We start from the raw sequence: 19,731 nt of genomic DNA on the forward strand, positions 1-19,731 counted from the left end.
TCCTATTTCCACATTTTCGGTTCATAAATTTCTTTCCAAATTTTTATTACAAAGGTGTCTGTCATTCCTGATATATAATCACAAACAATATCTTCGTCACTTGCGTCTAAATTTTTATAAATGTCTAGATGGTGTTTGGGTATTCTGCTCAAGTCCTTGTAATAATAATGATAAAGCTCTGTAAGTATATGACTGATTTTATCTTCTTCGCTTTTTACAAGAGGATTAAGATAGACATTTTCAAACATAAACTTTCTAAGGCCGTTCATTGCTTCTAGAACATGGTCACTCATTGTTATCTTTTTCTTATCCTGAGAAGAATAAATTAAGTCCTTAATCATAGTGTCAATTCTCTTTGAATGACTTTGGCCTAGAACTTCAATGTATCCCTTTGGAATTTGCTCTAAAGAAATTACTCCTGCCCTAATTGAATCGTCAATGTCGTGGTTCAAGTAAGCAATTCTATCTGCAAATTTTAATAGCTCTCCTTCTAAGGTTGCTGCCTTGTTAGTGCCTGAATGATTTCTAATGCCATCTATAACTTCTGCAGTTAAATTTAGTCCTTGGCCTGCCCTTCTTTGTTCTAAATATTTTACTATTCTCACACTTTGTTCGTAATGTTTAAAGCCTCCTGGATGAAGCCTATTTAAAACTTCTTCTCCTGAGTGGCCAAAAGGAGTGTGGCCTAGGTCATGACCAAGAGAAATTGCCTCTGCCAAGTCTTCGTTTAATTTTAAGGCCCTGGCCATAGTCCTACAAATTTGAGAAACTTCTAGGGTATGGGTAAGTCTAGTCCTATAATGGTCTTGTTCAGGAGCGATAAAAACTTGGGTCTTGTGCTTTAATCTTCTAAAGGCCTTTGAATGTAAAATCCTATCCCTGTCTCTTTGAAAGGCAGTTCTAATTTCTGATTCTTCTTCATAAACCTCTCTGCCTAAAGAGTTTTTAGAAAGGCTGGCCCATTTAGATAAGTTTTGTTCTTCTAGGTTTTCAATTTCTTCTCTAATGTTCAATATAATCACCACCTATAAGTCCTACTTACTTATACCCTATATGTCCATGTATGTAACTAAAAAAAGACCACAATGTGTGGCCTTTTATCTTTATTCACCAAAGTTTTCTTTCATGTGATCTATTATTATTCCAGCTGTCTCTTCAATAGACTTGTTAGTTACATCAATTACTAAACATCCTAGGTCCTTCATGATTTTTTTTGAATAATCTAATTCTTCTTCAATCCTGTCTAGAGATGAATAACTAGCACTTGAAGAAAGTCCAAGGGTCTTTAGTCGTTCTTCTCTAATTGCATTTATCTTATAAGGATTGGCGATTAATCCAATGACCCTTCTCTTATCTTTTTTGTAAACTTCATCTGGAACAGGAACCTCTGGCACAAGTGGAATATTTGCAACTTTAAAGTGTTTGTTGGCTAAATAAATTGAAAGTGGTGTTTTTGAAGTTCTAGAAATTCCAACTAAACATATATCTGCATTCTTGGCTCCTCTTGGGTCCTTGCCGTCGTCATAAGTTACTGCAAATTCTATACACTCAACTTTTTTAAAATAGTTTTCGTCTAACCTTCTTATTAAACCAGGTTCTCTAAGAGGAGCTTCTTTAAGAACTTTTTCCATAGCATCTAAAGGTGGTCCCATTACATCAACTAGGGCTACATTTAATTCCTCAGCCTTGTCTTGGATAAATTTTCTGGTTTTTTCTTCTACAGTTGTATAAACTACCATAGAATTTTCTTCCTTGGCAGCCTCGTATAAAATTGGTTCAATCATTCCAATTGAATTGTGGTAGGGAAATCTTTTTATTTCATAATCATCTAAGTCAAATTGTCTAATTGCTGCCTTGGCTATTTGTTCTCCAGTTTCTCCTATAGAATCTGATAATACATAAATTTTTAAATATTTCATAATAATTCCTCACCATCATAATTGTAGCCCATTTTTACAAAAAGGCTGGTAATATTTGTTTTAGTAACCCTGCCTACAACTTTTATTCCACTAGCTGTCCTTTCAATAACTGGAACTCCATCAATATGAGAATTTACAATTTTCTTTGCACACTCGTAAACAGATGTAGTTCTTTCAACTGATTTTATATTTGGCATCTTTGTCATAATTGACTTTATTGGAGTCGTTTTTATATCAAGGTCGCTAATGGCTGCTTTCAAAAGGTCCTTTCTCGAAACAACACCAACTAAGGACGAGTCTTTAGTTATATAAATGCTGCTAACATTTTCTAAAAACAAAAACACAATAGTGTCATAAATTGAGACAAAGTCTTCAACTATAACTGGCATGCTCATAATGTTTTCAACTGCATAGTATTTTAATACCTCAGTGAAAACTATGTAATTTTTACTTCCCTGATAATAATAGCCAAATTTTTCATTAAAGGCTATTACGCTAAGGTTTTCTAACAAGGCCAAGTCAGATTCTAGATCTGACTTTGGCACTTGTAGTTTATCGGCTATTTCATTTTCAGATAGCCTTCCTTCTTCTTTTAATAAGTTAATAATTCGCTCTTGCTTTTTATTAAAGTTCAACTTGAGACTCCTTACATAACAATTTTAGAAAAATCAATAATGGTATGCATAAATTTATTTATTGTATCAAGTAGACCTAGCCTATTATTTTTAAGTGTTTCATCTTCATCAAAAACTAGGACATTATCTAAGAAGTTATTAATTGGCTCTTGCATACTTACAGCCTCTTCTAAAACTTTCTTATAGTCTAAATCCCCAACTGTTGATTCAATTTGGTCTTTAACACTAAGGTAGGTCTTATAAAGATCTTTTTCGTAGTCATTAAAGTAGTCTTCACTAAAGTCAAAGCTTTCAGCCTTAACAGCAATATTATTTAATCTAGCAAAGGTTTCAACTTCCTTAGACCTGTCTGTCTGATCAAACCATTCTTTTAAGTCAAAGGCTTTTTTGAAAATATTGTAAATGTCGTCGTCTTGAGTGTCTATAATCGCATCTACTAGGTCGTATCTTACTCCTTCGTCAAGTAAAATTACCTTAATCCTAGATAAGAAGAAGTCATAAATTTCCTTAGACACACTTTCATAGTCAAAAACTAGAGAATTATTTTCAACATAGATAAATAAGGCGTCTTTTATTGCCTCTTTAATTGACAGTCTCCAGTTATTTTTTCTAATAATTCTTATTATACCAAGGGTTGACCTTCTTAAAGCAAATGGATCTTGGGATCCTGTTGGTGCCATTCCTATTGCAAACATTCCAGCTATGGCATCTAACTTTTCTCCAATTGAAAGTATAGAACCAACTGTTGTCTCTGGTAGGCTATCTCCATTAAATCTAGGCTTATATTGTTCTCTAATAGCTTCTGCTACTAAACTGTCTTCGCCAGATTTTTTTGCATAAATTTCTCCCATAATACCTTGAAGTTCAGAAAATTCATCAACCATGTGAGTAAGCAAGTCGTTTTTTGATAAATATGCTGCTCTTTTTACTTGGTCTTGGGACTCTTTTGCAATATCTAATTGGTCGCCAATTTTTTCTACTAGTTCTTCAATCCTATCAACTCTGGTTTTCATTGAACCTAGTTTTTCGTGATAGATAATTCCACTTAGGGCTTCGTTTAATCCTGCAAAGTCTGTAGCTAAATCTTCGCCATAGAAAAACTTAGCATCTTCAAGTCTGGCAGAAAGAACTTTTTCATTGCCTTTTATAACTACATCCTTGTGGTCATCTGTTCCATTTACAATTGAAATAAAGTATGGAAGTAGAGTTTTCTCATCCTTGTATATAGGAATATATCTTAGGTGCTCCTTCATTGTTGTTGTAATTACAATGTTGGGAAACTCTAGATATTCTTCTTTTATTGATCCTAAAATTGGTGTAGGATATTCATTTATATTTGTAAGCTCGTCAATTAGATCTGAGTCTTCAATAATATCTCCAGAAACTTCCTTGGCTAACCTATTAGCTTCTCTTTTAATTATATTTTTTCTTTCTTTAGCATCTACAATTACATAGTTTTCTTTTAAAACTTTTTCGTAAGCACTAGGTTCAGTTAAAACTATATGGTCTGAGCCTAAGAACCTGTGGCCCCTAGTTATATTTGAACAACTAATGCCTTCAAGGTCTAGAGGAAGAACCTCTGATCCATAAAGAGAAACTAGCCATCTAATAGGTCTGGCAAATCTTAGGTTTTTGCCGCCCCATTTCATATTTTTAGGAAAGTTTATTCCCTTAATTAAAGCTGGAACTTGGTCAGCAAAAATTTCTTCAACAGTTTTTGCCTTTACAGTTTTTTTGCCATAAATATAGTCGTCTTTAATTTCTATGTCAGCTTCAGTAAAACCTTGAGATCTCATAAAGCCTTGAAGGGCCTTTGATGGATTGCCTGCTTCGTCGTAGGCAATTTTTGCACTTGGTCCCTTTAGTTCAACTTCACTGTCAGAAAGGTCAGCTTCTAAATCTTTTATAAGAAGGCTTAGTCTTCTTGGTGTAGAGTATTTTATTATTTTATCAAAACTTAATTTGTTTTCTTCAAGGAGTTTTTTAAAGTCTCCTTCAAATTGGTCAATGGCCCTATTTATATATCTAGCTGGAAGTTCTTCAACTCCAATTTCTAATAAATAATCTTTCACTTATTTTTCCTCCTTTTTAAGTAAAGGATAGCCCATTTCTTCCCTTTGTTTTACATAAAGGCTGGCAACTTTTCTAGCCAGATTTCTAACTCTTTGGATATAGCCAGTTCTTTCAGAAACAGAAACTGTTCCCCTAGCGTCTAAGAGATTGAAAACATGGGAGCACTTTAGAACATAGTCATAGGCTGGAAGAACTAAGGCGTCTTCATCTATAATTCTAAGAGCTTCTTTTTCGTATTCGTTAAACAAGTTTCTTAAAAGGTCCTTGTCTGATTTTTCAAAGGCATAAACTGAATGTTCGTATTCAGCCTTTTTAAAAATGTCGCCGTATTTTATATTTTCATTCCACTGGATGTCATAGACATTGTCAACTTCTTGTAAATAAAGGGCAATTCTCTCTAAACCATAAGTAAGTTCACCAGATTCAAGATCGCAATTTATTCCTCCCACTTGTTGGAAGTAGGTAAACTGAGTTATTTCCATGGCGTCAATCCAAACTTCCCAGCCTAGGCCCCAAGCTCCAAGAGTTGGTGACTCCCAGTTGTCTTCAACAAATCTTACGTCGTGGACAGTTGGGTCGATACCTATGGCTTTTAAAGAGTTTAAGTATAGGTCTTGAATGTTTTCTGGTGCAGGTTTTAAAATAACTTGAAATTGATGGTGTTGATAAAGTCTATTGGGATTTTCTCCATATCTACCATCATCAGGTCTTCTTGAAGGTTCAACATAACAAACCTTCCAAGGTTCTGGGCCTAGGGCCTTTAAAAAAGTATTAGGGTTCATAGTTCCTGCCCCTACTTCTACATCATAGGGCTCCATAACTAAACAGCCTTGCTTGCCCCAATATTCTTTAAGTTTAAAAACTAAATCTTGAAAATACATTTTTTCCTCCTCTAAATCCCAAAAAACTTGTCATAGCGAATTTGAGATTTTAATCCATCTATTTCTATATTATAAGTCAAATATCCATATATAAGCCTATGGAGGTCCTTCATTGTCTTTTCATCAAAGTCAAAAGAATAAAAATCTTCATACTTGGAAAAAAGTAATTTTATAAGTGCCTCATAGGTGGATTTGTTTAATTTAACACAGTCATCAAAATTATTCAAACAATTATCACAGACAATGCCGCCACTTTCGTTAGAAAAATAAATATTTGAAAAATTTCTAGTCTCACAAGATGAGCAAAGTTCTAACCTTGGCCTAAAACCAATGTGAGAAATATATTTAATCATAAAGGCCAAATTTATTAAATCAGGGTCAAGACTGAAATCTTGTAAGTATTTAAAAGTCTTTATTACCAGGTCATAGACTGTGCTGTCAACTTGGTTTTCTAACATTGTCAGATCTACAATTTCACAAATTAAATCTCCAATAATTACCCTTTTTGGGTCCTGGCCTAGGGATAGGTTTGAGTCAATAATTTTTGCCTTTTCTATATAATAAGAATTTTTATTAAGCCTTAGTGTAAAGTCTGACTCAACAAATTTTTCTGTAACTAGCATTAGCCCCCTAGTTGGAAGCATGGCTCCTGATACAAATACATTGATTTTGCCCCTGTCTCTGGTGAGAATATTTACAATTTTAGAAGACTCCTTGTACCTGTTTTGGAAAATAACTAGGCCCCTAGTCTTTATAAGCTTATTTGTATCCAAAGTTCTTTAACTTGTCTTCCTTTTCTCGCCAATTTTTTTCAACCTTGACCCAAAGGTCTAAGTTTACTTTTTTATCTAAAAATTTCTCTAAATCTTCAGTGGCCTCCAGGCGGATTTTCTTTATCATAGACCCGCCTTTTCCTAAAATAATTCCCTTGTGAGAGTCTCTTTCTGTATAAATTGTTGCTCCAATGTTAAAGCTATTTCCATCTTTACTGTCCTTTACAGAGTCAACTATAACTCCAATACCGTGGGGAACCTCTTCTCTTAAGTTGGTCAAGGTCTTTTCTCTAATTATTTCTGAAATTATAAATCTCTCAGACTTGTCTGTAATATAGTCTTCTGGATAATACTTGGGTCCTTGAGGCAAATATTCTTTTATTGTATTTAAAAGCTGAGAAACATTGTCTCCCATACTTGCAGAAAATGGAATAATTTCGCTTATAAAATCTAAGTCCTTGTAGAGAGAAATTAATTCTAAGATTTTTCCCTTTTCAACTGTGTCTACCTTGTTAATCGCCAAAATTACTGGCAGGTCTAAGGTCTTTAAAAAATTAATAATGTCTGTGTCTCTAGCTCCAATATAAGGGCTAGCATCTACTATATATAAGATTAAATCAGCATCAACTACTGATTCTTTTGAAATATTTAGCATATAGTCACCTAGTTTGTTTCTAGGATTTTGCATGCCAGGAGTGTCTACAAAAATAATCTGAGACTCATCGTCATTGTAAATCATTTTTATTTGGTCCCTGGTTGTTTGTGGCTTGTTAGAAATAATAGAAATCTTTTCTCCTAAAAGCCTATTTAATAAGGTAGACTTTCCAACGTTGGGCCTACCAATTACAGATACGAAACCTGATTTTGTCATTAAAATCTCCTTTATAAAATTTGAAAAATAAGTACCCCAACTAAGATGCCTAATAAAGACCCTGCTACAACTTCTAAGGTCGAGTGAATTTTTCCCTCTACTCTTGACTCTGCAACTAATAGAGCCATAATGTAGGCGAGAATTGTAATAATTGTATTGTCTGCACTAGTTGAAATAATTGTTGCACAACAAAAAGCCAATGATGAGTGGCCTGAAACTGCCCCACCTTGAAGATGGCTGCCTTTAGAATAACCTTTTAAGAGGGCCTTTAAGCCTAGAGTTATTACTAAAACTAATAATATCGCCATCAAAGTTAAATGAGATGGGGATTGAGTAATTCTCAAAACTACAGCTGACCTAACTTGGTCCAGTCTATCAAAGAATAATAAATATCCAACAGCAACTGAATTTATTGCTGCAAGAAGCACTCCACCTGCTGCTATATCCTTGGCAACTTTTGCCAGTGGATGGTAATCTTCTGTAACTAAGTCAATGGTCTTTTCAATAGCCGTGTTCATAAGCTCTGCCACAATAACAAAAGAAATAGTTAGAAGCAAGAGAATGTACTCTACCCTTGAAAAATTAAAAAACATAGAGAGAAACAAAACTATTAAAGCTGCACTATAGTGGATCTTCATATTTCTCTCAGTTTCAACTGCAATAATCAAACCATTAATGGCATAGTTAAAAGAATCAATTAAGGCTAAGATTATATTTTTGTTCTTGTCTCTTTTCATCTTAAAATCCCTAGTCTTTCCATAATTGCATCTTCCCTAGGCCTCATAATAAGCCTGTCCCCTTCTTCAATATGGTCGTAGCCTAAAAGATGTAAGAGGCTGTGAACAGTTAAATAAGAAAGTTCTCTTTCTTCACTGTGACCATATTCTAAAGCCTGGTCTTTTATTCTATCTAAGTTAATAAAAATATCTCCTAAAAAATATTGGATTTGGTGAACTTCTTGAGCTTCAAAAAATTCTTTTGCCCTGCCTTCATATGAAATAAATTCAACTAGGTCCATAGGAAAGGATAAAACATCAGTGACCTTGTCTACATTTCTGTAGTCTCTGTTGACTTCCTGAATTTTTTCTCCATTGACTAAAAAAACACTGGCAGAAATATTTTCATCTATTCCCATAAAGGCCAAAGAAGTTTTTATGGCATTTTCAATTAAGGCATAAGAGTTTTCATCAACATCTTTGCCACTTTCGTTTAAAATTTCTAAGTCTAGCATAAAATCTCCTCCAGTCTTTGGCATACATAATATTATTTTACCACTTTTCCCCTAAAATTTCACTTTAAAAACCCAGATTTTAAAAAAAGGAATCCTAGGATTCCAATTTTTTCTCTAATGCTTTTTTCTTTTCTTCTGCCTCTTCATAGGCTTCAATAATTTTTTGAACTACAGAGTGTCTAACAATATCACTTTTATCTAAAAATATAAAGCTGACCTTGTCTATATCGTGGAGAATGTCAATTACTTCTAAGAGACCTGACTTTTGTCCCCTTTTTAAGTCAATTTGAGTTATGTCTCCATTTACAATTGCCTTTGATCCTTGGCCAAGTCTAGTTAAGAACATTTTCATTTGTTCGCTAGTTGTGTTTTGGGCCTCGTCTAAAATAATATAAGAATTGTCTAAGGTCCTTCCTCTCATATAAGCAAGAGGTGCAACTTCGATTATGTTTTTTTCTAAAAGATCGTAGAAAACATCTGCTCCAAGCATATCAAAAATTGCATCATAAAGAGGTCTTAAATAAGGATCGACTTTCATTTGCAAGTCTCCTGGCAAAAATCCTAAATTTTCTCCTGCTTCAACTGCTGGCCTAGTTAAAATTATTCTAGCAACTTCCTTTTCTTTAAAGGCTTTAACTGCCATGGCAACAGCCAAATAAGTTTTTCCAGTTCCAGCTGGCCCTACGCCAAAGGTTACATTGTTAGTTTTTATGGCGTCAATGTATCTTTTTTGACCTAGGGTCTTTGGTCTAATGACCTTGCCAGTTGATGAATAAATAATTGCCTCTTTAAAATGTTTGCTTAAATCTACTTCAGGATTTTTCTCTCCCTGGTAGACAAGATATTTTACATCTCTTAGGCTTAGGGATTTTTGTTGTTTTAAAACTTTAAAAAGGGACTTTAAGTGTTTTTCGACCTTAGAAATATTTTCTTCACTAGGTCCACTTATTAATAAATAGCCTTCTTTTAATTTAATCCTAACTTGAAACTTGTCTTCAAGGAATTTAATATTTTCATCTAGCCTGCCAAAAAGTTGGCTTAGATCTATAGTGTCAATGTGATTAATGTCTATTTCTCTTTTAAATTCTGTCATTTATACCTCGCTTTATCTTATTTTACTATAAAAACAAATACAAGTTCAAGGCAAAAAACAAAGGCAGCATCTTGCCACCTTCGTCTTTCCTTTTTTAATTTCTTCTCAAAGCCACAGGCTTGTCTAAAATCTCTTTCATAATTATAGCTTCTTTCAAGTCTAAAGATTTTTTAGAGCCTTCAAAAATTTCTAATTCAAAATCTTCATCAACATTATTTATTGCATCGTAGTCATAATCAAACATTGGATTTTCTTCATCAGACCCATAAAGAGAAAGTTCATATTCTTTAAATCTTTGGACCTGAAGGACTTCTGGCTCTAAATAGTCAGGATCCATACTATAAGCTTTATTTTCTTCAGCTCTTTTTTTCCTGCTTTTTTCAAAAATATAAGTTGATTGGTCTCTATCTTTTGGATTTTTAGAATTTCTATACAAAGATTTTTCTAAACCGCCTAAAAATTCACCAAGGTCTCTTTTATTTGCCTGTCTTTGAGCCTTCTTCCTTTGAACTGAAGAGTCAAAGGTATTTTTCTTTGGTCTATCTGCCTTATAATCTTCGTATTTTTCATATTTATTAGTAAATTTTCCTTTTTCCAAAGACTTACTAATTACCAAATAGACTATTAATAGGATAAATTTCCACATCTATTTCACATCCTAGTTGTTTATTTTGTCCTTATCGTCGTCTGCCTTTGATTTTTCATCTACTCTTGCAATAGATTCTCTCATGTCAGTATCTGCCATTACATTTTTCATATTATAGTAGTCCATAACTCCAAGCTTTCCAGATTTTAATGCTTCTGACAAGGCTAGTGGAACTTGAGATTCTGCTTCAACAACCTTGGCCTTCATTTCAACAACTTGGGCCTTCATTTCTTGTTCTCTAGCTAGGGCCATGGCTCTTCTTTCTGATGCCTTTGCTTCTGCAATCTTCTTGTCAGCTGCAGCTTGGTCAGCTTGAAGTTTTGCGCCAATATTTCTAGCTACGTCAACGTCTGCTATATCAATAGATAAAATTTCAAAGGCTGTACCTGAATCAAGGCCCTTGTCTAAAACTACCTTAGAAATGTTATCAGGATTTTCTAAAACTCCCTTGTAGGATCCAGAAGAACCAACTGTTGTTACAATACCTTCACCAACTCTGGCTATAATAGTTTCTTCACCAGCACCACCAACAAGTCTGTCAATATTTGCCCTAACAGTTACTCTTGCCTTTACAATAACTTCAATTCCGTCTTGGGCAACTGCAGAAATATTTGGAGTTTCAATTACCTTTGGGTTAACAGAAACTTGGACTGCTTCTAAAACATTTCTTCCTGCAAGGTCAATGGCTGCTGCCCTTTCAAATACTAGAGGGATGTTTGCCCTTTGGGCTGCAATTAATGCATCTACTAAGGTGTTAATATTACCACCTGCTAGATAGTGAGCTTCTAATTCAGAAATATCTAAGTCTAGTCCTGCCTTTGTTGCCTTAATAAGAGGATTAACTATCCTAGAAGGGACAACCCTTCTTAGTCTCATTCCAACTAGGTTAGAAAGTTTAATTCTAACTCCAGAGAAAAATGCTGTTACCCATAGTCCTACTGGAATAAATGTAAAAAACATTACCAGCAAAAAGATAACTAAAATAGTAATTAAAATTGTACCAATACCTAATCCACCCATACTTTTAAATCTCCTTTACAATTATTGTGTTTCCGTGAAGTTTTATTACTTCTACTGTGCGATCCTTATCTATAAAAGTTGACTCTGAACTTGCGTCAAATTTTATACCATTAATTTCTATAAAGCCGTAAGGCCTTAACATTGTAAGAGTCTTTCCCCTATCTCCAATTTTAATCTTTGCATCATCAACCTTTTTGTCAGGTCCAGAAGTTCCCTTAATGGCAGTAGTCAAGGTTATATTAGAAAAAGTCCTAGAGTTAAGACCAAATTTGAAAATCAAATATATAACTCCACTTGTAACAACAATGGCTATAACAATTGAAGTTAAAGCCTGCTGAAGACTAGCCATAGAAGTTGCAAGGCCTATTATTGAAAGGGTTATTCCAGCTATGCCTGGTAGGCCAAAACCTGGAATAAATAACTCTACAACAATTAAAACTGCCCCTACCATAAAGCAAATTAGTGAAATCCAAGAGGCATTTCCTACCATTAAGTTTGAGCCAAAGAAAAGGGCAAAGGAAACTAGGGAAATAATTCCTGGGACTCCAAAGCCTGGCATTAATAGTTCAACAACTAAACCAACAAAGGCTAGGACTATTAATATAGAAGAAACCCACTGCTTAGAAATACTTTTAGCAAACTTTGTTGCCCAATCTTCACTGGCATAGACCTTAGAGTATGATTGAAAACCCAAAGTTTTTATAAGGTCGTCAAGATCTTTTGCTGTCCCGTCAGAAGCTTTTAAATCTTCTGCTTCTTTGGCAGTTAGATTGAGTAAACTGCCTTTTGGGCTTATACCTGGAATATCCATTTGAGAATCTGCCATGGCTTCAAAAATTTCAGGGTCTCGGCCTTGGACTTGGGCTGTGTTTCTAAGGAGGGACTTCCACATAGATAATACTTTTTCCGTATTAGGAATAGTTTCTGCAGATCCTATTGTCCCTCTTGGGCTCATATAAATATGATCACAAGATAGACTAATTAAAACTCCAGCTGACTCTGCCTTAGAATTAATATAGCAAGTTGTTGAAAGACTTGAGTCTAAAAGAGAATTTTTTATCTCCTCTGCCCCATCAACTAAGCCGCCATAAGTATCTAAGTCTACAATTAAATGACTGGCTCCAAGGTCTTCTGCTTCTTTAATAGCCTGGTCTACATACCTAGAAGATGCCTTGGTTATTTCTTCTTTAAGGGGAAGAATATAAATTGTGTCTTCTTTTGCCTCAGCAAAAACTAAATTTGATGTTGCCAGTAAAATAATAAATAGAAAAATTATTATTTTTTTAAGTGATCTCTTTCCCAAAGTTTCTACTCCTTTCTTAATTTTTTTATTTAAAGTTTTTTCATCAACATGTATTTAATTTAACTATTATTATACCTATACCCACAAAATAAAAAAAGCCTCTAGATTTTCTAGAAGCTTTTTGTTTTTGTAAAATAAATTTAAGTCTTTATAAAACCCTAACCTAATAAAACCATTTCAAAATCTGCAAGAAATTCTTTATTAAAGTTTTCTTCATAGGCCTTGGTCTCTTCATTTATTAAATTTAATTTTTCTTCAGACAAGTTCTTTGCTGCAAAGGGATAAAGAACTTGGTTTTCTTTTTCTGCATGTCGTCTTAATAAATAAACATAGGCCATACCGTGGCCGATTATGTCTAATTTATTTTTTGTAGACGGGTCAGCTTCATAAGACTTAAGAGCCTTTTCAAGTTCAAGGGTTGTAAACCTAGCTAGGTCATGTTCAACTAACATACCTGAGCGAATTAGTTTATCTGCTAAAGGTCCTAAATCTTCTAACATATACTTAAAGAGAATATCCTCCTCTTTTTTGTGGTGGTGGCCATCAGCATAGACTCTAATAAAGTTAATTGATTTTTCAAAAAAATTTATACCAATTTCTTCTTTGCCATCTAAAATATTTATAAATTTCTCTTCTAAAATATTAGTAAAGTTTAAAATATTTTCGTGTTCTCTTTCTAAAATTTCTATTCCGTACATTTTTTTTCTCCTATTTATCCCTTAGAAAGTTTTTTATAGTCTTCTCGAGTTAGACCATAACAAACTAAATCAATATAAGTAGGTCCCTTTTTTAAGTGGCCTTTGAGAGTTCCTTCATATTTGAGTCCTGCCTTTTTCATAACCTTGCCAGATGCAGGATTTGAAGCAAAGTGCTCTCCATAGACTTTGTTATAAGATCTTTCGTCAAAGACATAAGAAATAATTCTCTTTAAACACTCAGTCATTATTCCCTGATTTCTATAAGGAGCTCCTAACCAGTAGCCAATAGTCGCCCTCTTGTGGACTTGAGATAAATCTAAACTTATACAACCTATTACTTCTCCATCTTCCTTTCTACAAATTGCCAAGGTAATTTGTCTATCTAAATCCCAAGATTTTTGCAAATATTCTATCCATTCAATAGAATCAATAAGTTTGTAAGGAAATGGAAGCAAAAATGTGTTGTCATAAATACTCTTGTCGTTACAAAGTTCCGCCACCTTTTTTGCATCCTCAGTCTTAAAGGGTCTCAAAATAAAATTTTTACTGTAAAGTCTAAAGTCTTCCATCACAGTCTTCCAGAAATCCTAGTTAGCTCTCTAAGTTCATCAATAATTTGCTTGTTTATGCCATCGTCTTTCATTCTCCAAGTCCAATTGTCTCCAATTTTACCTGGGTTGTTCATTCTTGCCTCGTTGCCTAGGTCTAAGAAGTCTTGCATTTGGAAAATTGCCATAAATGAAACAGAGGTCATTGCCCCTCTAATTAGGCCGTGGTTAAAGCCTTCTTCTTCATCAATATTAAAATATTTTCTAGCAAATTGTAATTCATCTTCTCTGGCATTTGCTGCCCAGCCTTTGATGGTGTCATTGTCGTGGGTGCCAGTATAAATAACTGAATTGTCAACTAAGTTGTGAGGAAGGTAGTCACTACTTGCATCTGGATTAAAGGCAAATTGAAGGACCTTCATAGATGGAAAACCTGTTTCTTTTCTAAAGTTAACAACTTCTTCAGTTATATAACCTAGGTCTTCAGCAATAATAGAAAGTTCTCCAAGTTCTTCTTTTACCTTATTGAACAAGTCCATGGCTGGTCCTAGTTCCCATGACCCTCTTCTGGCATTTTCATCTCCATAGGGAATCTTCCAATAAGATTCAAATCCCCTAAAGTGATCTAGTCTTAGGACATCAAAAATTTCTAAATTGTGTTTGATCCTATTAATCCAAAAGTTATAGCCCTCTTCTTTGTTGGCCTCCCAATCATAAACTGGATTACCCCAAAGCTGACCATCTTCTGAAAAATAATCTGGTGGACAGCCTCCTACATACTTGGGCCTTAGGTCCTTTTCCATTTGAAATAGCTGAGGCTTGGTCCAAATTTCTAAAGAATCTGCTGCCACAAAAATTGGCAGGTCTCCTATAATTTTTATATTTCTTTCATTGACATAGGCCTTAAAGTCTGTCCATTGTTTAAAAAATTCATATTGGATAAACTTTTGAAAATCTATTTCTTCTTGATGGTCTCTAGCAAATTCTTCTAAGGCTATAGGGTCTCTATACTTGTAAGAGTCAGGCCAACTGTAAAAATTTTTTCCAGCAAACTTATTTTTCAGGGCCATAAACAAGGCATAGTCGTTTAACCAATCTTTTTTTTTGGCCACAAAGTCTTGAAAGCCCATATTGCCAATATCAAAATTTGCAAAGGCCTTTTGTAAAATTGGATATCTTTCATTGTAAAGTCTTGCATAGTCAACTTTTTCAGGATCAAAACCTTCTTCTAATGACGCCAAGTCTTCCTTGGTTAAAAGGCCATCTCTAACTAAATAGTCTAAGTCTATAAAGTAAGGATTGCCAGCAAAGGAAGAAAATGAAGCATAGGGACTGTCTCCATAACCTGTTGGTCCAACTGGCAGAAGCTGCCAATACTTTTGTCCTGCAGCTTTTAAAAAATCTGCAAAATCTCTGGCCTTGTCTCCTAGGGTTCCAATTCCATAAGGGCCTGGTAGAGAGCTTATATGCATGAGAATTCCTGAACCTCTATTTTGTTTTGTTTCTTTGTAGTCGTATTTTTCATCTAACATATATTTTTACCTACTAATTTATTCTAAGGGTTGTCTCTCCATCAAAAAAGTGTAAGGCTTCTAGGTCAAAGGTAAAGTTGTGCTTTTCATCTACTGCATATTCATAGTGGCCTGGCACACTCATTACACATTCATTGCCATCTTCAAGGACAGTATAGAGAAGTTTTTCCTTACCTAGGTTTTCTATTACATCAATTCTAGCAACAAAGGAATTTTTATCTTCTTTTTTTGATAAAAATCTTTCAGAGCGAATGCCCATTACCACTTTTTTCCCTTCATAGGCCTTTAACTTTTCCTTGTCTTCATCCCTTGGGTCTACAATTATTACTCCTGAGTCAGAAACAAATTTATTGTCCTTCATCTTACCCTCAAAAATATTAATAGTTGGTGACCCAATAAATTGGGCTACAAAAAGATTCTCTGGTCTGTTATAAAATTCTTCAGGCTTGCCTACTTGTTGGACCTTTCCCTTGTCTAAGAGAACAATTTTTGTTGCCATAGTCATTGCTTCAGTTTGGTCGTGGGTTACATAAATAGATGTTGTTCCCAGTTGCTTATGGAGCCTTACTAGTTCAACTCTCATGTGTTCACGAAGTTTTGCATCTAGGTTTGATAGGGGCTCGTCCATTAAAAATACTCCAGGTTTTCTAACCATGGCCCTGCCCAAAGCAACTCTCTGTCTTTGGCCGCCTGAAATATCAGATGGCCTGTTATAAAGATAGTCTTCAATTTGTAAGACCTTGGCCGCTTCTAATACCCTTTGATGGATGACTTCTTTTCTCTCTTTTTTCATCTTTAGAGAAAAGGCCATATTTTCATAAACTGTCATATGAGGATATAGTGCATAAGATTGGAAAACCATGGCTATATCCCTGTCTGATGGGTCAACCTTGTTCATTAACTTGCCATCAAATAAAAGCTCACCTTCGGTAATAGAGTTAAGCCCTGCAATCATACGTAAAAGGGTTGACTTTCCACAGCCAGAAGGCCCTAATATTACGCAAAATTCTTGGTCATCTATAAGCAAATCTATATTTCTAATGGTGAAGTTTTCTCGTCCTTCGTACTTCTTGCCGATATTTTTTAATTCAACTTTCACTTTTTCCTCCTAGCCTTTAACTGATCCTGCAGATAGTCCTGATACTAATTCCTTTTGCAAGGAAATAAATAAGATTATTATTGGAATAGCTGTCAACAAACCTCCTGCTGCAAAGGCAGGTTGATTCATGGTCCTAACGTCGTTAATTAAAGTAAAGAGTCCTGTTGCCAGCGTATAATTTTTTGGATTTGTCAGTAGAATACTTGGTAGCATATAATCCATAAAGGGTCCTATAAAAGACCAAAGGGCAATAATTGCAAGCATTGGCCTTGCTATAGGCATAATAATTAACCTGTAAACCTGCATATTGTTACAGCCATCTATTCTAGCAGCGTCGTCTAGCTCTGTAGATACTGAATCTATATAGCCCTTTAAAATAAAGGTATTAGAAGCTATCCCTCCTGCTGCATAAATTAAAATTAACATAAACCTTCTCGAAAAAACTGGAAGGACTCCAGAGATAATTGAGTGAATAGCATAGTAGGCTGTAATACCTGCAAAGGTTGGGATTGTTTGGATTAGCATAATTGCAAGTAGACTCATCTTCTTTCCCCTAAACCTAAACCTTGAGTAGGCATAGCCTGTAAAGGAGACAATTAGTAAGGTAATTATCGCCGTTAGAATTGCTATATAAATAGTATTTCTCACCCAATATAAAAAGTAGGTTTCTTCAAAAAGATACTGAAAATTCTTTAAGGAGAAGACAAATTCAGAGTTTAGAGAAATGTTTCTTCCTTGGTTGCCATTAAATGAAGATACTACCATCACTGATAGGGGCCAAAGAATAACAAAGGCCCAAATTATCATAATGACATAAGAAATAACAAGTAAGACCTTGCCCACTCCTGTAAGAGGCTGTTTGTCAGACAAATAAAGTTGGGAATCTTTTTTCTTTTTCTTAAACATCTTAATCCTCCTTAAAGGCCTTAGTATTCCTGTAGCCTAAAAATGAAACAAACATTATGACTAGGGAAATTACTATGGTTATTGCTGCCCCAATACCCTGGTACTGGTTTTCTATAGTTAGCTTATAAATATAAGAAATTAACAAGTCTGAAGATCCAGCTAAATTACCATAAAGGGTTGGGAAAAACGGTCCACCTCTGTTAAACAAATAAATTATTGAAAAGTTATTAAAGTTAAAGGTGTACTGGTTTATTAGTAGAGGTGCTGTTTGATATAAAACTAGGGGAATAGTTATTCGCAAGGTCTGTTGAAATCCCTTGGCCCCATCAATTTCAGCTGCCTCATAAAGGTCTTTTGGAATTCCTTGAAGAACTCCAGTTGACAATAAGAAGATATAAGAAGATCCCAACCAGCCTTGTAATAAAATTAGGCTCAGCCTTGTTAATTGGGTTGAGTTTTTTATATCAACATTGACATTAAAGGTAGAATTTATTACATCTGTCAAAGGTCCACCTCTAGATACCATTAGAGAAAAGAACATAATGGTTATAAAGGCAGGCACAGCCCAAGGTAGTAGATAAATAGTTCTGAAAATTTTCTTGCCCTTAACTCTGTCTTGGTTAACAAGTAAGCTTAAAATAAAACCAATAGCTATGGCCAAAGTAGTAGCTCCTAGAGTCCATACAATGGTCCACCTTAAAATTAGCCAAAAGGCTCCTCCAGCTACCCCCTCACCCTTGGCAATAAGGGCATAATTACTTAGGCCAATCCAAGAAAATTTATTTTGGTGGTCTGGATCCATATTAGTAAAGGATATTAAGAGTGTGGTCACTATTGGAATCAAAACTATAAAGGCTATTAACAAGTAGGCTGGTATAGAAACCAAATATGGAAAGCCTTCTCTGTTTAAAGTCTGCTTAGTTTCAAACCAAGTGTTTACCCTAACTCCTTTAATATTTTTCTTTTCAGTCCTATAGACGTCTACAAAGGAAAAGACAAATAAAAATATTGCTATTAATATTAGTAAAATTGAAATTATTCCCTCTATCATAAAGATAATAGACCTGTCCATTCTAGCTCCATCATGGGCCAGTGAAATTAGACCATAGAAGCCCTCGCCTTGATAATTGCCAAAACCTAAAAAATAAGGGATAGCAAGAAAATAAATATAGAGAGAGCCTAAGAAAAATAGACCTGCCTTAACTGGCTGCTTGTTTAACAGTTGACCTAGACCAGGTACAAGGGCGCCAATTATAGTGTTAATTAAAGAACTTTTTTCTATTTCTTCTGGAATTTTTCTCTTTGTGTCAGCTATATCTGACTTCATAACCTTGATCATAGATTTTGTATCTAGCTTAAGGTGGTGATTAATATTTTCAATTTCCTCTTCCAGGGATTTTTTTGGATTTTCATAGGAATAAACTAAGACGTCTTCCTTGGCCCTAGTCTTGGCTATTTTTACCTCGTTGTTGTAGGCCTTTTGAGAAATTAAACCTGATTTTTCCTTGGCCTTAATTTCTAAAATTTCTTTTTCAAGGTCTGCCTTTCTAGCTTCCTTATAGGCTTTTATTTCTGCTTCTTTTTTTGCAACTTCTTTTGCATCTATTTTAGCTAGGGCTTCCTTCTTTTCCTTTAAAAGCTTAGATAGATTTTTGTGGTTGTCTATTATATCTGGTATGTGCCTAAGCTTGTGGGCAGAAATTTCATACTCTAGCTGGGCATCATAGTCTAAGTCTACATAGGGCTTATAAAAATCTAATTTTTTTTCTGCTATAAAAAACTCAACTTCTAAGGCTTTGATTTCCTTTACAGCCTTAGATGACTTTTCAAAGCTGGCTACTTGCTTTTTTAGATCAGATAGAAAATCCTTCTCCTGGTCCTTATATTTTTTATATTCAATAATATAAGGGTGGGAGTCCCTATTTTTCTTTATTTTTTCAAAGTCTTCTCCAGATGCCTGAGCCAAATCTAATAGATAGAGATTTTTTCTAGGATGGGAGTTGCCAATCTCGTCTATTAAAGTTTTTTCATATCTCATAACTTCCTCCATTAATTTTCGTATCTTACAAGTAAAATAAATAAAACAACATACAAGGCTAAAATAATATAAAAAAATATTGAAGCTATATTAAAAGAAAAGATCAATCTCAGTATTCTCACTAAAACTATGCCAGCAAAAACCAGCTTGTGGATGCCCTTGATTTTAATTTTGTCAAAGGTCAAAAATAAAAAAACTGAAAGAATAATAGGTTCAATGATATTTGATAGGTAATAAACTAGCACAAAGCTAAGGTAGTCACTTCCCTGACTTCCTGGGTAGGCTGCCTTAAAAAGTTCAAAGGCCTCTGAGCTTTTAGCTGTAATAAGGGCTTCAAGAGAGGATAAAAGAATTATTGCTAGGGATACTATTAAAATATAGCTGAGGTTTTTGTTGATTTTTTTCATTTTTAATCCTGTACATACTTATATGTAAGAGGGGAACCTAAGTTCCCCCACTAACTTT

General features: G+C 34.5%; 20 protein-coding genes. All 20 read right to left on the reverse strand.

The window, feature by feature from the left end; genetic code table 11:
- Window positions 1–2: 2 nt before the first annotated feature.
- The 20 genes from BN2667_RS05425 to BN2667_RS05520 all read right to left on the reverse strand — a co-directional run bounded on the left by BN2667_RS05425 (window position 3) and on the right by BN2667_RS05520 (window position 19,673).
- Window positions 3–1,013, reverse strand: a complete 1,011-nt coding sequence (locus BN2667_RS05425; RefSeq protein ID WP_054252313.1) for a deoxyguanosinetriphosphate triphosphohydrolase — start codon at window positions 1,011–1,013, stop codon at window positions 3–5.
- A 90-nt stretch (window positions 1,014–1,103) separates the two neighbouring features.
- Window positions 1,104–1,919 carry a pyruvate, water dikinase regulatory protein gene (locus tag BN2667_RS05430; protein WP_054252314.1) on the reverse strand — a complete coding sequence of 272 codons (816 nt, stop codon included), beginning with the start codon at window positions 1,917–1,919 and terminating at the stop codon, window positions 1,104–1,106.
- Complete coding sequence (locus BN2667_RS05435) at window positions 1,916–2,554, reverse strand: CBS domain-containing protein (protein WP_054252315.1); 639 nt, start codon at window positions 2,552–2,554, stop codon at window positions 1,916–1,918. The genes BN2667_RS05430 and BN2667_RS05435 overlap by 4 nt, the downstream gene beginning before the upstream one ends.
- An 11-nt stretch (window positions 2,555–2,565) precedes the next feature.
- Window positions 2,566–4,626, reverse strand: a complete 2,061-nt coding sequence (glyS, locus tag BN2667_RS05440; protein ID WP_054252316.1) for a glycine--tRNA ligase subunit beta — start codon at window positions 4,624–4,626, stop codon at window positions 2,566–2,568.
- Window positions 4,627–5,508 (reverse strand): glycine--tRNA ligase subunit alpha, encoded by an 882-nt coding sequence (glyQ, locus tag BN2667_RS05445; protein ID WP_054252317.1) that lies wholly within the window; start codon window positions 5,506–5,508, stop codon window positions 4,627–4,629.
- Between the two features lie 11 nt (window positions 5,509–5,519).
- The gene (recO, locus tag BN2667_RS05450; protein ID WP_054252318.1) at window positions 5,520–6,281 is read right to left on the reverse strand and encodes a DNA repair protein RecO; all 762 of its coding nucleotides are present in this window, start codon (window positions 6,279–6,281) and stop codon (window positions 5,520–5,522) included.
- Window positions 6,268–7,152: a GTPase Era gene (gene era / locus BN2667_RS05455; RefSeq protein WP_054252319.1), complete on the reverse strand. Its 885-nt coding sequence runs from the start codon at window positions 7,150–7,152 to the stop codon at window positions 6,268–6,270. Before era ends, recO begins: the two co-directional genes overlap by 14 nt.
- 11 nt (window positions 7,153–7,163) lie before the next feature.
- Window positions 7,164–7,889: a diacylglycerol kinase gene (locus tag BN2667_RS05460; RefSeq protein ID WP_054252320.1), complete on the reverse strand. Its 726-nt coding sequence runs from the start codon at window positions 7,887–7,889 to the stop codon at window positions 7,164–7,166.
- Entirely contained in the window at window positions 7,886–8,383 is a 498-nt protein-coding gene (ybeY, locus tag BN2667_RS05465) for an rRNA maturation RNase YbeY (protein WP_054252321.1), read from the reverse strand. The genes BN2667_RS05460 and ybeY overlap by 4 nt, the downstream gene beginning before the upstream one ends.
- Window positions 8,384–8,477: 94 nt before the next feature.
- On the reverse strand, window positions 8,478–9,476 hold the full coding sequence (locus tag BN2667_RS05470) for a PhoH family protein (RefSeq protein ID WP_054252322.1): 999 nt from the start codon (window positions 9,474–9,476) through the stop codon (window positions 8,478–8,480).
- A gap of 94 nt (window positions 9,477–9,570) precedes the next feature.
- Window positions 9,571–10,122 carry a hypothetical protein gene (locus BN2667_RS05475; protein ID WP_054252323.1) on the reverse strand — a complete coding sequence of 184 codons (552 nt, stop codon included), beginning with the start codon at window positions 10,120–10,122 and terminating at the stop codon, window positions 9,571–9,573.
- A 12-nt stretch (window positions 10,123–10,134) separates the two neighbouring features.
- Window positions 10,135–11,142, reverse strand: a complete 1,008-nt coding sequence (floA, locus tag BN2667_RS05480) for a flotillin-like protein FloA (RefSeq protein WP_054252324.1) — start codon at window positions 11,140–11,142, stop codon at window positions 10,135–10,137.
- A 4-nt stretch (window positions 11,143–11,146) separates the two neighbouring features.
- Window positions 11,147–12,445: an NfeD family protein gene (locus BN2667_RS05485; RefSeq protein ID WP_054252325.1), complete on the reverse strand. Its 1,299-nt coding sequence runs from the start codon at window positions 12,443–12,445 to the stop codon at window positions 11,147–11,149.
- 158 nt (window positions 12,446–12,603) lie between these two features.
- Window positions 12,604–13,143, reverse strand: coding sequence for a hemerythrin domain-containing protein (locus tag BN2667_RS05490; RefSeq protein WP_054252326.1), 540 nt, complete (start codon window positions 13,141–13,143; stop codon window positions 12,604–12,606).
- 14 nt (window positions 13,144–13,157) lie between these two features.
- The gene (locus BN2667_RS05495) at window positions 13,158–13,712 is read right to left on the reverse strand and encodes a GNAT family N-acetyltransferase (RefSeq protein WP_054252327.1); all 555 of its coding nucleotides are present in this window, start codon (window positions 13,710–13,712) and stop codon (window positions 13,158–13,160) included.
- Window positions 13,712–15,223: a 4-alpha-glucanotransferase gene (gene malQ, locus BN2667_RS05500; RefSeq protein WP_054252328.1), complete on the reverse strand. Its 1,512-nt coding sequence runs from the start codon at window positions 15,221–15,223 to the stop codon at window positions 13,712–13,714. Before malQ ends, BN2667_RS05495 begins: the two co-directional genes overlap by 1 nt.
- Window positions 15,224–15,236: 13 nt before the next feature.
- Window positions 15,237–16,322 carry an ABC transporter ATP-binding protein gene (locus tag BN2667_RS05505; protein ID WP_054252329.1) on the reverse strand — a complete coding sequence of 362 codons (1,086 nt, stop codon included), beginning with the start codon at window positions 16,320–16,322 and terminating at the stop codon, window positions 15,237–15,239.
- Between the two features lie 9 nt (window positions 16,323–16,331).
- Window positions 16,332–17,228, reverse strand: a complete 897-nt coding sequence (locus BN2667_RS05510) for a sugar ABC transporter permease (RefSeq protein WP_054252330.1) — start codon at window positions 17,226–17,228, stop codon at window positions 16,332–16,334.
- A gap of 1 nt (window position 17,229) precedes the next feature.
- Window positions 17,230–19,266, reverse strand: coding sequence for an ABC transporter permease subunit (locus BN2667_RS05515; RefSeq protein WP_054252331.1), 2,037 nt, complete (start codon window positions 19,264–19,266; stop codon window positions 17,230–17,232).
- A gap of 11 nt (window positions 19,267–19,277) precedes the next feature.
- Window positions 19,278–19,673: a hypothetical protein gene (locus BN2667_RS05520; RefSeq protein ID WP_054252332.1), complete on the reverse strand. Its 396-nt coding sequence runs from the start codon at window positions 19,671–19,673 to the stop codon at window positions 19,278–19,280.
- Between the last annotated feature and the right edge of the window lie 58 nt (window positions 19,674–19,731).

It is taken from the genome of Neofamilia massiliensis, from assembly GCF_001299475.1.
In the GTDB taxonomy this organism is placed as follows: Bacteria; Bacillota; Clostridia; order Tissierellales; family Peptoniphilaceae; genus Neofamilia; species Neofamilia massiliensis.